Origin of the sequence: Kitasatospora sp. NPDC088351 (assembly GCF_040685575.1) — a bacterium.
In the GTDB taxonomy this organism is placed as follows: Bacteria; Actinomycetota; Actinomycetes; order Streptomycetales; family Streptomycetaceae; genus Kitasatospora.
In genome coordinates this window covers 69,826-84,374 of record NZ_JBFBIL010000022.1, presented here as the reverse complement: position 1 = coordinate 84,374, position 14,549 = coordinate 69,826, and the positions used below count along the sequence as shown (strand labels likewise).

At 73.7% G+C, this 14,549-nt stretch carries 14 protein-coding genes; 6 read left to right on the top strand and 8 right to left on the bottom strand.

The genetic code is table 11. The annotated features are described in order from the left end of the window. The first annotated feature begins 52 nt into the window (after nucleotides 1–52). The gene (locus tag AB0P06_RS17940) at nucleotides 53–565 is read left to right on the top strand and encodes a flavin reductase family protein (protein WP_363608317.1); all 513 of its coding nucleotides are present in this window, start codon (nucleotides 53–55) and stop codon (nucleotides 563–565) included. 192 nt (nucleotides 566–757) lie between these two features. Here the strand turns inward: AB0P06_RS17940 and AB0P06_RS17935 are convergent, their stop codons facing one another. Both AB0P06_RS17935 and AB0P06_RS17930 read right to left on the bottom strand, forming a co-directional pair. Next, nucleotides 758–2,116 carry a cytochrome P450 gene (locus AB0P06_RS17935; protein WP_363608271.1) on the bottom strand — a complete coding sequence of 453 codons (1,359 nt, stop codon included), beginning with the start codon at nucleotides 2,114–2,116 and terminating at the stop codon, nucleotides 758–760. Further along, nucleotides 2,113–3,093, bottom strand: coding sequence for a DUF1702 family protein (locus tag AB0P06_RS17930; protein ID WP_363608269.1), 981 nt, complete (start codon nucleotides 3,091–3,093; stop codon nucleotides 2,113–2,115). Before AB0P06_RS17930 ends, AB0P06_RS17935 begins: the two co-directional genes overlap by 4 nt. A gap of 195 nt (nucleotides 3,094–3,288) precedes the next feature. On the opposite strand from AB0P06_RS17930, the gene AB0P06_RS17925 reads away from it, so the two are divergent. Next, complete coding sequence (locus AB0P06_RS17925) at nucleotides 3,289–4,251, top strand: hypothetical protein (RefSeq protein ID WP_363608267.1); 963 nt, start codon at nucleotides 3,289–3,291, stop codon at nucleotides 4,249–4,251. A 73-nt stretch (nucleotides 4,252–4,324) separates the two neighbouring features. On the opposite strand, the gene AB0P06_RS17920 is transcribed toward AB0P06_RS17925, so the two are convergent. Then, nucleotides 4,325–4,966 (bottom strand): TetR/AcrR family transcriptional regulator, encoded by a 642-nt coding sequence (locus AB0P06_RS17920; RefSeq protein WP_363608265.1) that lies wholly within the window; start codon nucleotides 4,964–4,966, stop codon nucleotides 4,325–4,327. Nucleotides 4,967–5,045: 79 nt separating this feature from the next. Between AB0P06_RS17920 and AB0P06_RS17915 the strand changes: the two genes are divergently transcribed. After that, on the top strand, nucleotides 5,046–6,395 hold the full coding sequence (locus tag AB0P06_RS17915) for a carotenoid oxygenase family protein (protein ID WP_363608263.1): 1,350 nt from the start codon (nucleotides 5,046–5,048) through the stop codon (nucleotides 6,393–6,395). Between the two features lie 246 nt (nucleotides 6,396–6,641). Continuing rightward, nucleotides 6,642–7,472, top strand: coding sequence for an SDR family oxidoreductase (locus AB0P06_RS17910; protein WP_363608261.1), 831 nt, complete (start codon nucleotides 6,642–6,644; stop codon nucleotides 7,470–7,472). An 83-nt stretch (nucleotides 7,473–7,555) separates the two neighbouring features. Here the strand turns inward: AB0P06_RS17910 and AB0P06_RS17905 are convergent, their stop codons facing one another. Continuing rightward, entirely contained in the window at nucleotides 7,556–8,740 is a 1,185-nt protein-coding gene (locus AB0P06_RS17905; protein WP_363608259.1) for an acyl-CoA dehydrogenase family protein, read from the bottom strand. 247 nt (nucleotides 8,741–8,987) lie between these two features. Between AB0P06_RS17905 and AB0P06_RS17900 the strand changes: the two genes are divergently transcribed. After that, on the top strand, nucleotides 8,988–9,689 hold the full coding sequence (locus tag AB0P06_RS17900; RefSeq protein WP_363608257.1) for a DUF899 domain-containing protein: 702 nt from the start codon (nucleotides 8,988–8,990) through the stop codon (nucleotides 9,687–9,689). Between the two features lie 75 nt (nucleotides 9,690–9,764). Here AB0P06_RS17900 and AB0P06_RS17895 read toward each other — a convergent pair whose 3' ends face one another. Together AB0P06_RS17895 and AB0P06_RS17890 are read right to left on the bottom strand one after the other, a co-directional pair. Then, the gene (locus AB0P06_RS17895) at nucleotides 9,765–10,646 is read right to left on the bottom strand and encodes an alpha/beta hydrolase (protein WP_363608255.1); all 882 of its coding nucleotides are present in this window, start codon (nucleotides 10,644–10,646) and stop codon (nucleotides 9,765–9,767) included. 189 nt (nucleotides 10,647–10,835) lie between these two features. After that, nucleotides 10,836–12,251 carry an MFS transporter gene (locus tag AB0P06_RS17890; RefSeq protein WP_363608253.1) on the bottom strand — a complete coding sequence of 472 codons (1,416 nt, stop codon included), beginning with the start codon at nucleotides 12,249–12,251 and terminating at the stop codon, nucleotides 10,836–10,838. 101 nt (nucleotides 12,252–12,352) lie between these two features. Between AB0P06_RS17890 and AB0P06_RS17885 the strand changes: the two genes are divergently transcribed. Then, nucleotides 12,353–13,195: a helix-turn-helix transcriptional regulator gene (locus tag AB0P06_RS17885; protein WP_363608251.1), complete on the top strand. Its 843-nt coding sequence runs from the start codon at nucleotides 12,353–12,355 to the stop codon at nucleotides 13,193–13,195. Between the two features lie 56 nt (nucleotides 13,196–13,251). Here AB0P06_RS17885 and AB0P06_RS17880 read toward each other — a convergent pair whose 3' ends face one another. Continuing rightward, nucleotides 13,252–13,896 (bottom strand): copper resistance CopC family protein, encoded by a 645-nt coding sequence (locus AB0P06_RS17880; RefSeq protein WP_363608249.1) that lies wholly within the window; start codon nucleotides 13,894–13,896, stop codon nucleotides 13,252–13,254. After that, entirely contained in the window at nucleotides 13,889–14,479 is a 591-nt protein-coding gene (locus tag AB0P06_RS17875) for a hypothetical protein (protein ID WP_363608247.1), read from the bottom strand. Before AB0P06_RS17875 ends, AB0P06_RS17880 begins: the two co-directional genes overlap by 8 nt. Nucleotides 14,480–14,549 lie beyond the last annotated feature (70 nt).

The window sequence follows — 14,549 nt, the reverse complement described above, 5'->3', positions numbered from 1 at the left end:
GTCCGGGCTGCCTGGGCTGTCCGGGTTGGCCGGGCCGCCTGAGCCGGCCGGGCTGTCCGAGCGCCTCCCGCGCGGGGTCCACGACCGCTCGGCCCTGCGCGGAGCGCTCGGCGCCTTCGCCACCGGCGTCACCGTGCTGACGGCCGGACGGGAGAACCCGTGCGGGATGACGGCGAACTCGTTCACCTCGGTCTCGCTCGACCCGGCGCTCGTCCTGGTGTGCGTGGTGCGCACGGCCGCCGTGCACGACCGGATCCTGGCGGAGGGGGGCTTCGCGGTGTCGGTGCTCTCCGACCGCCAGGAGAAGCTCGCCCGCTACTTCGCGGACCGCCACCGGCCGCGCGGCGCGGCCGAGTTCGAGGGCGTCCCGGCGTCCCCCGGGCGGCACACCGGCGCGCCGCTGCTCACCGGCGCGCTGGCCTGGCTGGAATGCGGGCTGGCCGCCGTGCACGACGGCGGGGACCACTCGATCCTGGTCGGGTCCGTCCTCGGACTGGGGCGCGGCGAGGCGGAGCCGGCGCTGGTCTTCCACGCCGGCGGGTTCCACCCGCTCGGCCGTTCCTGAGCCTGTTCCCCGGCCCTCCCGGTCCCGATCGGGAGGGCCGGGGGCGGCTGTGCCCGGCCGTGCAGCGGCCCTCACCGGGAGGGCCGCTGCACGGCCGGGCCTGCGTGCTGTCCGGACGGGTGCCGGCAGGGCGTCAGGACCGCGAGAAGACCCCCGGGCCCGCGGGCCCGGGGGTCTTCTCGTACGGGTGGTTCAGCCGACCGGCCGGACCGTCATCGGCAGCCCGCCCCGCACCCGCAGGGTCAGCATGGGCTCGGGGACGACCGGGTACCCGGGCACCTCGGTGAGCCGCACCCGGCGGGCGACCGCCGCGGTGACGACGGCGGCCTCCATCATGCCGAGCCCGCTGCCGACGCAGACCCGCGGCCCGGCGCCGAACGGCAGATAGCTGTACCGGGAGCGGTGCGCGGCGCGCTCGGGGGTGAACCGCTCCGGGTCGAAGCGGTTCGGGTGGTCCCAGAACTCCGGGTGCCGGTGCAGGGTGTACGGGCAGATCAGCACATCGGCGCCGGCCGGCACCCGGTACCCGCCGATCTCGTCCTCGGCGAGCGCCTTGCGGGGCAGGATCCAGACCGGCGGGTAGAGCCGCATCACCTCCTGCAGCACCATGGTGGTGTAGCCGAGCCGGTGGACGTCCCCGATGCCGACCGGGCGGTCGCCGAGCACCTCGACGGCCTCCTCGTGCAGCCGCTCCCAGACCTGCGGGTGCCGGGCCGCCAGGTGGAAGGTCCAGCTCAGGGTGGACGCGGTGGTCTCGTGCCCGGCCAGCAGCAGGGTCACCAGTTCGTCGCGCACCCGTAGCCGGCGCACGGCCGGCGGGTCGTCCCGGCTGGACTCGACCAGCCGGGAGAGCACGTCGTCCCGGCCCCCGGTCGACGCCGAGGCCCGTTCGGCCGCCAGCGTGGCGGTGATCCGTTCGAGCTCGGCGCGGGCCCGGCGGAACCGGGTCTGCCCCGGCAGCGGGATCCAGGTGGGCACCGCCCCGAGCGACATCATCTCGAACATCGCCTGGTCCTGGACGGTCTCGAAGTGCTCGCCGATGCCCTCGTAGGCGTCGAGGTCCGCGTCGAGCAGCGTCCGGCCGAGGACACCGAGCGTCAGACCGGTCATCTCCTGCCGGATGTCGACCGGCTCCCCGGGCGGCCTGGCCAGCAGCCGGGCGACCAGCTTCTCGGCCTCCTCCCCGACGGCGGCGGCCTGCTGGGCCAGCCGCTTGGGCTGGAAGGCCGGCTGGATGGTCCGCCGCTGCTGCCGCCAGAGCGCGCCCTCACTGGTGAGCAGCCCGTCCCCGAGCGCCCGCCGGGCGTGGGTGAGGCCGATCCCCTTGTGGTAGTTGGCGCCGTTGTCGGCGAGCACCCGCCGGGCGTGGTCCGGATGGTTGAAGAAGTGCAGCGTCTTCGGGCCGAGCGGCAGCCGGACGGCGTCGCCGTAGGTGCGCGCCGCCCAGGTCATCACGGAGAGCCGGTCCCGGGCCATCCGGGTCAGCAGGTCCAGGGTGCGCCGGCGGGACGGCCCCGGCGGCCGTCCGCCGGGCCGGGCGACGGTGCTCATACGACCGCGCCCGGGCGGGATGCGAACCGGGCGGCGATCGTGCGGCGCCACACCTCGTACGCGGGCAGCTCGCCGTCCACCACCGGCACCGGCCGGACGGCGGTGCTGAACTCCGCGGCCTCCTCCGGGGTCAGGCCGCACAGGACGCGGGCGGCCAGCCGGGTGTGCTCGGTGACCAGCCCGGCCTCGATCCGGGCGGTGGCGGCGAAGACGGAGCCCTGGGCGACCTCGCCCCGGTACTTCTCCGCCCGCCGCAGGAAGGCCCGCAGCTCCGCCTCGTCGCCGCCGCCCGCGTAGGTGGCCGCCAGCCCGGCGCCGCTGTAGAGGTCGGGCCGGCGTTCCTCGGGGAACCGGTCGAGCAGGTCGGCCACCCGCTCGGGGTCGGCGCCGCCGACGAACCAGCAGGCCCGGCCGACCCCCTGGTCGACGGCGTGCGGGACGTAGTCGCGGGGTCCGTCGCAGGGCCAGGGCAGATCGGTGTCCCGCCGGTGCCCGTGGACGTACTCGGCGGTGCGGAAGTAGGCCTGGTGGAAGCCGTAGCCGTCCAGGGCGAGCCAGCGCAGCAGCGGGTCGTCCAGGGACAGCGCCGGCCAGCGGAAGCGGGGGAGCCGGGCCATCGCCCAGCCCACCCCGACGTAGGCCATGTAGACGTGGTCCCGGCCGCGCCCGGCGAGCAGCCCGCGGACGTGGTTGCGGCCGCCCAGCGGCAAGCCGTCCAGCATCGCCAGGGCCATCGCCGCGCCCTCGTAGGCGAAGCCCCGGAACTCCTCCGGGACCTGTTCGAGACGGCGCTCGGCGTCGGGTGGGGTGCGGGCCTCGGCGGCGTACGCGTAGCCGGTGAGGAAGGTGGCGCCGACGTTCTCCAGCAGGTGCCGGGCGGCGGGGTCCTTCTCGTGGAAGCCACGGGTGGAGAGCAGGGTCTCCGAGATGTCGGGCGTCAGGATGCGGCGCCGCAGCGCGCGCCAGTAACCGGCCAACGTTCCCTCCAGCGGGGCGGGGTGGACCGCGGTGATCCGGCTTCACATCGTGCTGGCGGCGGACGCGGCGGGCCTACTCCGAACGTGCCCGACCCGGTCGGCCGGCGGACTGGGCAGGACGGAAGAAGTCCGCCGCCCGGCGGCGCCCCATACTCCAAACGCCCTGTCCCGCCAGCCCGCAGGAGGCCCACAGCCATGAGCAAGGTGATCGACGCCCGGTCCGCCGTCCGTCCGGCGGTTCCCACCTCCCTGTTCGTCAACGGACACCGCCCAGGACGGCTCGGGCTGACGCTCGGGCTGAGCGTCCTCGGCGGCCTGTTCATCGCGTACGCCTGGAACTCCGAACTGGTCGACCGCGAGATCGGTTTCAACACCGCCACCGCCCTGCTCGGGCACGACGCCCACGGCACCCCGATCGCGGGCATCGCCTCGGGGGTGCTGTTCGCGTTCGTCACGGGCCTGGCCGGCTCCTTCACCGCCTGCAACATCGCGGTCTTCGGCGCGGTCGGCCCGCTGGTCGGCCAGGAGAGGACCCGCCGGGCCAGACTCCTCCAGACGGTGCGTCCGCTGCTGTGGATCGGCGCCGGGCTGGTGCCGGTCTCGGCGGCCTACGGCGCGCTGGTCGGGCTGGCCGGGACCCACCTCCCGCAGTTCGCCACGGCCCCGACCAGCGGCCTCTCGCCGCGGGCGGCGCAGTCGATGACCACCTACGGTCTGATCGGCCTGGCGATGGTGGTGCTGGGCCTGGCCGCCGCCGGGGTGGTCCGCGATCCGCTGGCGGCGCTCTCCCGCCGGTTCCCCAACGCGCCGCTGGTGCTGATCGGCGTGCTGGTCGGCGGCTTCCTGATCGGGCGCCCGTACCCGCTCTTCCGGGACCTCTTCCGGCATGCCGCGAACACCCACAACCCGTTCTACGGCGCGGGTGCCTTCGTGCTCCAGTCGATCGGCAACATCGTGGTCATGGGGCTGCTGTTCGTGCTCCTCTCGGTCACCCTGGGCGACCGGCTGCGGGGCTGGCTGGCCGCCAGGCCCGCGCGGGCGAGCGCGCTGACCGCCGCCGCCTTCCTGGTGGCCGGGGTCTTCACGATCGTCTACTGGGACATCCGGATCCTGGGCCGGCTCGGCTACCTCTGGTTCCCGACGGCGCCCTGGAACTGACCCCCGGCGCGTTCCGCACGCTCCGCACGGCCCGCCGACGGGCCGCGACCGCGGGAGCCCCGGGCCCCGGAGATCAGGCCCGGAGCTCCCGCGCTGTTTTCAACGAGGCCATGGTGTCGGCGAGTTTGTCGCCGGCGCCGACGATCAGGCCGCAGACCTGGGCCTCGAAGCAGGCGTCCGCGTCGTACGGCTCGACCAGGTAGCCGCCGAGCTCCAGGGTGACCAGGCCGTGCAGCGCGATCCACATCTGGTGCGCGACCAGCTGGGCGTCGTGGGCCCGGAAGCGGCCGGCCGTCATGCACCGGACGACGGCCCGGACCAGGATCTCCAGGGTGTAGCGGCCGTGCTGGCGGTCGGCGTCGGTCAGGGCGAAGCCGCCCAGGCCGGCGCCGCCGAACATGATGCCGTACAGGTAGCGGTGCTCCAGGGCGTTGTCCCGGTAGGCGTGGCCGAGCGAGGCGACGTCGGTCACCGGGTCGGGCCCCTCGCCGATGGCGCTCATCCGGCCGTTGAGCCGGACGAAGCCCTCGTGGACCACGGCCCGGACCAGGTCGTCCATGCCGCCGAAGTGGGTGTAGACCGCGGTGGTGGAGGTGCCCACGGCGGCGGCCAGCCGGCGGGTCGAGAGGGCCAGCGGGCCCTCCTCGGCGAGGAGGCGGGCGGCGGCCTCGATGAGCTGCGCGCCGAGTCTGGGGTCTGCTTGACGGGGACTCACCGTTGACATGCTGTCATGGCAGCGGTACACCTGAATAGTAACAGTGTTACGTAACGCCGAGACGCCATGGCGGGTAGCGATGTTGACGCAGAGCCAGTCCGACACCCTTCTTCGCGCCACCCGCCGGGAACCCCGGCCGGTCGCGGGCGAACAGACCGTGCACGCCCCGCGGGTCCGGGGCGAACTCCCGGCCGGACTCGACGGCCTGCTGCTGGCGGCCGGCGCCGGCCCGGGCGCCGGCCCGGACGCCGGCCACCACCTGCACGGCGGCGACCCGCTGGTGCACGGGCTGCGGCTGCGCGACGGCGAGGCGCAGTGGTACCGCAGCCGCTGGCTGCGCACCGACCGGGCCTGCCGGCGGCTCGGCGAGCTCACCGTCCCCGGACCGCGCCGCGCCCTCGCCGACGACGCCGGGGCCGCCCTGGTCGGCCACGGCGGGCGGATCCTGGCGCTCGGCGACGACGGCGCGCTGCCGGTCGAACTCGGCCCGGAGCTGGACACCGTCGCCCGCGGCGACTTCGACGGCACGCTGCCGAACGGCTTCGCCTCGCACCCGGTGCTCGACCCGGTCACCGGGGAACTGCACGCGGTCGCCTTCGACCACCGCCGCCCCTACGTGGAGCACGTGGCCGTCGACCGGACCGGCCGGGTGCGGCGCGCCCGCCGGATCACCGTCAAGCAGTCCCCGATGATGCACGCCTTCTCGCTCACCGAGCGGTACGCCGTCCTCTACGACCTGCCGGTCGTCGCCGACGGCCCCGGACCGGGCCCGCGCTACCAGTGGGACGACCGGCACGGCGCCCGGCTCGGCCTGCTGCCCCGCGACGGCGGCGACGACGACATCCTCTGGATCGAGATCGAGCCCTGCTACGTCTTCCACCCCGTCAACGCCTACGAGACCGGCCGGCACCTCGTCATCGACGCGATCCGCCACCCGGCGCCCCGCCCCGGGGCGCACCCGCTCGACCCCGGGCAGGCGGCGCCGGGCCTGTGGCGATGGACGGTGGACCGGCTCTCCGGCACCGTGCTGGAGGAGCAACTCGACGACTTCGTGGAGGAGTTGCCCGGCATCGACCCCCGCCGCAGCGGCCTGCCGCACCGCTACGCCTTCACCACGGCCGTCCGGCCGGACGGCCGCGGCGCCGCCACCGGTACGGCGCTGCTCCGGCACGACCTGCTGACCGGGCGGACGGCGGTGCACCGGGTCGGCGCCGGCCGCACCGTGGGGGAGGGCGTGTTCGTCCCGCGCGGCCCCGGCGCGCCGGAGGGCGACGGCTGGGTGCTGGGCCTCGTGCACGACCGGGAGCGGGACAGCGGCTCGCTGGTGGTGGTCGACACCGCCGACTTCACCGGGGCCCCCGTCGCCGAGGTGCTGCTGCCGGACGGGCTCCCGGCCGCCGGGCACACGGCCTGGGTGCCGGGCGGCTGAACCGGGCGCGGCCGGGCCCGAACGCATGTGCGTCAGCGGGCGGCCGCCGGACCGCCCGCCGGACCGGACCGCCCGCGCGGCCGCCGCGGCCTGCGGCGTCGCCCGGAGCGCGGCGCGGACCGGGACCCGCTCGGCTCGCGGCCCGCCCGGACCTTCCTTAGCGTGGATCGGACGCGCCCGCCGTTACGGCGGTGCCGAAGTCCCGCGGGCCGCGTGTCCGGCTCGCCCGAGGGAAGGTGAAACCCGATGGAGAGTCTGCTGGCCGGGAAGACGGCGGTGGTCTACGGACCCGGCGCGATCGGCGGTGCGGTGGCCCGGGCGTTCGTCCGCGAGGGCGCGCGGGTGTTCGTGGCGGGCCGGGGCGAGGCGGCGCTCAAGCAACTGGCCGACGAGCAACTGGTCGACGAGCAGCCGGCCGACGGGGCCGGGCCGGGGCCGGGCTCGCTGGTCACCGCGCAGGTCGACGCGCTCGACCGGGAGGCCGTGGAGGCCTTCGTCGACTCCGTCGTCGAGCGCACGGGCCGGCTGGACGTGTCGTTCTGCGCCACCTCCACGCACCGCCCGGGCGGGGAGCAGGGCGCGGCCCTCGGGGAGCTGTCCTTCGACGACTTCGCGCTGCCGATCATCGACTTCACCCGGGCGCAGTTCACCACCGCCACCGCGGCGGCCGCGCGGATGGTGCCCGCCGGGCGCGGCGTGATCATGATGGCGACGGCGGTGCCCTCGCGCATCCCCTACCCCTACACGGCCGGCTTCGGCCCGGCCTGGGCGGCGGTGGAGGCGTTCTCCCGGACCCTGGCCGCCGAGGTCGGCCCGGCCGGTGTCCGGGTGCTCTGCCTGCACTCGGCCGGTTCGCCGGAGGCGCGGGCCAGTATCGAGAGCACGCTGGCGACCGACCTGCCCGACCTGCCGGGCCGGGCGGAGGGCTGGAACCGCCGCTCCGCCGCCCGCAGCCTGCTGGACCGCGGGCCGTCGCTCGCGCAGGTCGGCGACATGGCGGCCTTCCTGGCCTCGGAGCGGGCCGACGCGACCACGGCGGCCCTGGTCGACCTGACCGGCGGCATGGCGGCGCACTGACGGCGGGACGGCCGGGTACCGACGGCGACGGGCCCGCCGCCCCGGCAAGCGGGACGGCGGGCCCTGGTCCGGCCGCGGACGGCTCAGATGTAGAGGGTGTTCGGCTCCAGACCGCAGAGGATCCGCCCGTACAGCTCGGCGTTGGTGTCCGGGTTGATCAGCGCGTGCAGACCGGCGGCCTGGATGTCCCGGGCGATCCGCTGGAGCGCCACGTCCAGGTAGATCGCGGAACCCCCGCTGATGCTGACGAAGGTGTCGACGGCCTGCTTCGCCAGCCGGGTCGCCTCGCCCTGGTCGTTGCGGACCCGCGCCCGCTCCTCGATCTTCCACTCCTCCCCGCTGGCCGCCTTGGCGTCGACCACGGCCGCGGCCCGCAGGGCGTGGAACTCCGCCTGGTCGATGCGGTTCACCGCCTCCGCGACCCGAAGGTGCGTCACGGGGGCCTCGTTCTGCGCGGTGTAGTCGGTGTAGGTGATCTGCCGGCCGGGCAGCCGCTCGAAGAAGACCTCCTTGGCCGCCTTCGCCAGACCGACCGCCACGCCCACCCCGGAGGCCGCCGCGACCAGGGTGGCCGGGGTGCGCCAGACGGGGGAGTCGGCGTTGGCCTGCGAGAGCCCCTGCGGGCGCATCGCCGCGCTCATCGGGATGATCCGGTGCTGCGGGACGAAGACGTGGTCGGCCAGCGTGGTGACGCTGCCGCTGCCGCGCAGGCCGACGGTGTGCCAGTCGTCCGCGATCTCCAGGTCGGACATCGGGACGAGCAGCATCAGCGGCTCCGGCTCGGCGTCCGGGCGCAGCAGCACGGCGGCGACCTCCTGCCAGCCGGCGTGCCAGGCCCCGCTGATGAACTTCCAGGAGCCGTTGAGCACGACGCCGCCCTCGGCCGGGACGGCGGTGCCGGTCGGGCTGTTGGTGCCGCAGACCCGCGGGTCCGGGGTGGTGAACACCTCGTCCTGGGCGCTGTCCTGGAAGAGCCCGGCGATCCAGGTGGGGATCCAGTACACCGAGGACGTCCAGCCGATGGCCCCGTCGGCCCGGCCGAGCTCCATGGCGACCTGCACCAGTGTCGTCGTGTCGCACTCGTACCCGCCGTAGCGCCGCGGCGTGCGCAGCCGGAAGACGCCGGCCTCCGCCAGGGTGGCGATCGTCGCGTCGCTCAGCCGTCGGTTCTCCTCGGACCAGACCGCCTGCTCCCGGAGGACGGGCACCAGCGCCGCGACCCGGTCGACGATTTCTTCCCGCGTCGGTATTCCACTGGACGACATCATGGCCTCCTGGGCGATTGGGGATGGGTGACCTGACCGTATTTCCGTACGGTGCGGGCGGTCACCGGGGAAACGATTCCACCGGGCCGCCCGGGTGGGCATCTTCAGAATTGCCGAACCCGGCCGGACTGTTTTTCGGTCAGGGCAATCGAGAGGAAGACACGGCGGCGTCCCGCGTGCCACGCTGGACCGACGCATTCGTTCCCGCCCATGCCGTCCCGGTGGGCGGATTTGTCCCCAGGAGGACAACATGGCTATGCCGCCCGTCGTGACCCGGGAGGAATGGCTCGCGGCCCGCAAGGAGCTGCTGGAGCGGGAGAAGGAGCTGACCCGTTTCCGGGACGAGGTCGGGGTGCTCCGGCGCTCGATGCCGGTGGTCAAGGTGGAGAAGGAGTACGTCTTCGAGGCGCCGGGCGGCAACCCCACCCTGCTCGACCTGTTCGCCGGCCGCCGCCAGCTGATCGTCCGGCACTTCATGTTCGAACCGTCCTGGGAGCAGGGCTGCCCGGGCTGTTCGATGCAGGCCGACTCGGTCGGCCACCTCTCCCACCTGCACGCCCGGGACACCTCCTTCGTGATGGTCGCCCTGGCGCCGATCGCCAGGATCGAGCCGTTCCGCGAGCGGATGGGCTGGGACATCCCGTGGGTCTCGTCCTACGGCACCGAGTTCAACCGGGACTTCCACGTCACCACGGACCGCGGTGAGATCCCCGGGGTGAGCACCTTCCTGCGCGAGGGCGACGAGGTCTTCCACACCAACTCGGTGTTCGACCGCGGCGGCGAGGCCACCCTCAGCCCCTACAACTACCTGGAGATGACGGTGCTGGGCCGGCAGGAGGAGGGGCTGGAGCACCCCTGGGACTGGTGGCGCCACCACGACCGCTACGAGGACGCCAACGCCGTCGGCCCCGGCCAGAACTGGTGGAACGGCCAGGACAAGTTCAGCTCCTGAGCGGGCGTCGACCGAACGGCCCGGGCGGCCGGCCTCCACAGCCGGCCGCCCGGGCCGTTTCGGTGCACCCGCCGGTCAGAGCTCCCCGGCGAGGAAACGCAGGATCAGGCTGTTGACCTCGGCCGGCTTCTCGACCAGCCCGACGTGGCCGGCCCCCGGGACGACCTCGGCGTGCGAGCCCTTCGGCAGCGCCTCGGCGATCGCGGCCAGGACGTCCGGGGTGATCGCGAAACTCGGGTCCTCGGAGCCGAACAGGTTGAGCACCGGCTGGCTCGGCGGCGCCCCCCAGACCGCGCCGTGCTCGGCGGCCCAGTCAGGGGTGCCGAACGCGGCCGGGGGGAAGGCCGTGCGGTACAGCGCGAGCGCCGCCCGCAGGTTCTCGGGCGCGCGCAGCGTGTCCTTGGCGTGCGCCACGTCCTCCGTGGCGTCGAACCCCTCGGCCGTGAACTTCCGGTAGACCCAGTCCAGATAGGCCATGTCGTCGTCGGCGATCACCTGCTCCGCCACCGCCATCTGGAAGAACCAGAAGTGGCTCAGCGCGTCGGTGCCCCGGGGGGTGAGCACCATCGGGCCGAACACCGGGAGCGGGGGGACGTCGCAGACCACCAGCTTCGACCAGCGGTCGGCGGCCTGCGCGGCGCCCCACACCGCCGGAGCGCTGAAGTCGTGGCCGACCAGCACGGCGTCGCCGTCGCCGCCCAGCGCCTCGTGCAGGCCGTTGACGTCCGCCACCAGGTCGGCGATGGCGAAGCCGCCGTCCGCCGGGACGGCCGAGGGGGCGAACCCCCGCAGATACGGCGCGACCGCCCGGTAGCCCGCCCCGGCCAGGGCGGGCATCAGGTGGCGGTAGGTCGCCGGGGACATGGGGAACCCGTGCATCAGTAGGGCCAGCGGCCCTTCGCCGAGTTCCAGATAGGAGATGTCGATTCCGTTGACGGCGATGCTTTTGACTGCCACAGGTGGTCCGTTTCCTCGGGGTGGAAAAGAGAGGGTGTCGGCCGGTCCGGTTCGGGCCGGAACGCGGTCACGCGAAGCACGGAGAAACCCGCGGACCGTGCCGCGGGTTTCTCCGTGCCGGGGGCGCTGTTCGATAATCCCGGGAAATCGGACGGATATCTTCTCCGAATGTGCTGAGACCACCCGGTCTCAGTGGCTGGCGGCCCGCTCGCCCACCTCGACCGGCGGCTCCTGGGCGGCCGGGGAGGCGGCCCCGGAGCGGTTGCGCAGCCCCACCCAGAGCAGGCCCACCGCGACCAGGGTGACGGCCACGTCGACGCCGAGCGCGAGGTGGATGCCGTCGAGCTGCACGCTGCGGGTGGCGGCGACCGCGCTGAGGATCGGGATGCCGATCGTCACGGCCACCTGCTGGCTGAGCGCGGCCAGGCCGGTGGCCAGGCCCTGCTCGGAGTCCGGCAGCCCGGAGGTGGCGGTCACCGTGTAGGCGACGATCGAGGTGACATGGCCGAAGAAGCTGATGAACAGGGCGGGGAGCGCCACCGCCAGCATCACGCGGTCGCTGCCGACCAGGACCAGCGGGGCGGTGGCCAGGCCCTGTACCGCCAGACCGACCGCCAGTACGTTCCGGGTGCCGAACCGGCCGATCGCCCGGCCGGCGACCACACCGGCGGCGACGGCGGCCAGACCGGGCACACCGAAGATCAGCCCCGTGGTCAGCGGCGCGAAGTCCAGCACGTCCTGCAAGTACAGCGTCATCAGGAAGATCAGCGCGCTCTCCATCGAGAACACGACGAGACCGGCGAAGTTGCCCCACTTCACGCTGGGCCGCTTGAGGATCCGGACGGACGCGAGTGGTGCGGGCGACCGCAGTTCGATCAGCCAGAAGACGCCCAGCAGCAGCACGCCGACGGCCGAGATCAGGATGCTCTTGTCGATGACGCCGTAGACGAAGGCCAGCAGGCCGGCGGTCACCGTGACGGCACCGGGCACGTCGAGGCGGACCTTCTCCGGTGCCCGGCTGTCCTCGATCAGCCGGGGCGTCGCCACCAGGATCACCAGCGCGACCGGGACGTTGATCAGGAACGCCCAGCGCCAGCTGAGCAGGCCGACCAGGGTGCCGCCGACCAGGGCGCCCACGGTGAACCCGCCGGACAGCAGGGCGCCGTTCAGGCCGAGCACCCGCTCGCGCATCGCGCCCTCGGAGAACGAGGTGGTGAGCAGGGACAGCGCCGCCGGAGCCGCCATCGCGGTCGAAAGGCCCTGCAGGACACGGGCGGTGAGCAGCAGACCGGGGTCGTCCGCCACCCCGCCGAGCACCGAGGCGACGGTCAGCAGGACGATGCCCGCGAGGAAGAGCCGGCGGCGGCCGAAGAGATCGGCGATCCGGCCGAACAGCAGGGTGAAGCCCGCGGCGGGCAGCGCGTACGCCGACGCGACCCACGGTAGGTCTTCGCTGGACATCCCGATCCCGGAACCGATCTGGGGCAGCGCGACGTTGAGGATGGAGAAGTCGACGGAGAGCATGAACTGGGCGCCCAGCAGGACGAAAAGCGTGAGTTTCAGCCGGGTGCTCATGCGCTGCCGCGAGTCGGGATGCGTGGTCATGGAGCAAGGGTGGGAGAAGACCCGACTCCTAGCCAGACTCTTGTCGTTCGTCTCACCAGGAAGGCTAGCCTTCCCAGTCGTACCTTCAGCATAATGAAGCCATGGATGAGTTAGGCGCATTCCTCAAGTCCCGTCGGGGCCGCATCAGTCCCTCGGACGTCGGACTTGTCCGCTACGGTGAGCGCCGCCGCGTACCGGGCCTGCGGCGCGAGGAGCTCGCCCAGCTCGCCGGGGTCAGCGTCTCCTACTACGCCCGGCTGGAGCAGGGGCTGGGGCAGAACGTCTCGGACGCCATACTGGACGCGCTGGCCCGCGCGCTGCGGCTCGACGCCGCCGAGCGCGCCCACCTGGCGGTGCTCGCCCGGCCCCGGCGGGCGGCCGCCGGAGCGGCCCGCCGCGAGGACGGCCCGCTGCCCGAGGGCCTGGAGCGGCTGCTGGCGATGATGGCCGGGGTGCCCGTCATGGTGCTCTCCCCGACCTCGGACGTACTCGCCTGGAACGACCTCGCGCACGCCCTGTTCGCCGGCCACCGCACGGAGCTGCCGAACATGACCCGGATGGTCTTCCTCGACCCACGGACCCGCGAGCTGTTCGTCAACTGGCCGGAGAAGTCCCGCTCCGTCGTGGCCCACCTCCGGATGGTCGCGGCCAGGCTCCCGGGCGACCGGCGGGTCCGCGCACTCGTCAACGAACTCCTCAGGGCCAGCCCGGAGTTCGCCTCCCTCTGGCAGGACCACTCGGTGGCCACCTGTGATTCCTTCACCAACGTCCTGCGCCACCCGCTGGCGGGCGAGCTGACGGTCCATCAGGAAGTGCTGCGTGGCGACGACCCGGAGCTGATGGTGGTGGCCTTCACCGTCGAGCCCGGATCCCCCTCGGAGGCGGCGCTGCGACGGCTGGCCGCCGCCGGAACGCCGCTGGACCGGCGGGTGCCGGTCGCCTGAGGGCGCGCCCGCCGGGGGCGTGCCCCGGCCACCGGGCGCCTTTCACCTGGCACCCCTCACCTGGCGCGCGGGCGCCGTACCACCAGCGGCACCACGACGGCCAGCAGCACCGCGTCCACGACCAGCAGGCCGATGTTGAACGGCCCCTCCATGTCGTGGCCGTGGCTGTGGCCACCCGCCGCCGACTCCTGCGAATCGTCCTCGTCCGGGTCGGCGGACCGGGAACCGGTGCCGGAACCGACGGTGAACTCCGTCGTCCCCGACACCACCCGGCCCCGGTCCAGGCCCAGCCGGTAGGTGACCAGATACGTGCCCGGCCCGGAGACGGCGACCGGCACCGACAGCCGGCCCCCGTCGAGCACCGGGCTGCCGGTGGTCACCGAGGCGCCGTCCGGCGCGTTCACCGCCAGCATCACGGACGAGGAACGCACCGGGCCGTCGAAGTCCAGTGACACCTCGGTGGGCGCAAGCTCGACCGTGCCGCCGGCCGCGGGGCTCGCCCGGCCGAGGCGGACCGGCTCCGCCGAACTGATCCACGCCACCGCCGCCAGCACCACCGCCAGCAGGGCGATCCCGACCGCCATCGTCCGCTGGAACGACCGGGCGGCCCGCCGTTCGGGCCGGTCGGCCGGGTCCGCCCGCCGGTCCGCTTCCTGTTCCGCCTGCTGGTCCGCCACCGGGGCGCCGACCAGTTCAGGCATGGCTGGCGACCGTCGTCCGGGACGGCTCCTGCGCCCGGCAGCTGCACGTCATCTCCGCCAGCTCGGCCTGGCTCGGCCGCAGGTGGAGATACATGCCGATGACCATCGGGATGAAGACGATGGTGTTGTAGAAGAGGTGCAGCTCCACCCGGGCGATCAGCAGCTGCAGGACGCTGGTCGGTGCGGACTTGCCGAAGAGGTAGTGGCCGGTCTGCGCCTGGATGATCAGCAGCAGGTGTTCGATGTGGTGCCAGAACTGGATGCCCAGCGCGATCGTCCACCACGTCCGGCTGCGCCCGGTGAAGCCGCGGCGCAGCGCGAAGAGACCGATGATCATCACCAGCGCGTAGCCGTAGTGCAGCCACTCGGAGGTGACCAGCCAGGGATAGGCGAGGCCGAGTGCGCCCTTGGCCTTCGGCACGGGCCAGCCGAGGCCCCAGATCTGGTACGCCTGCGTGATGTGTTCGGCCCAGTGCCCGAGGACGATCAGCAGGAACCCGTTCAGTGCTGCGCGGTGATGCGATCCGTTGAGGCGGTCCAGCAGACTGCTGCCGGTGGCTCTCGGTTCCCCGGTCTTCGTCACAGGAACTCCAGTGGGGCGTAGGTGGGTGAGGGGGCCCAGCCGGCCGCGGCGGACACGCCGTGGGGCCGCG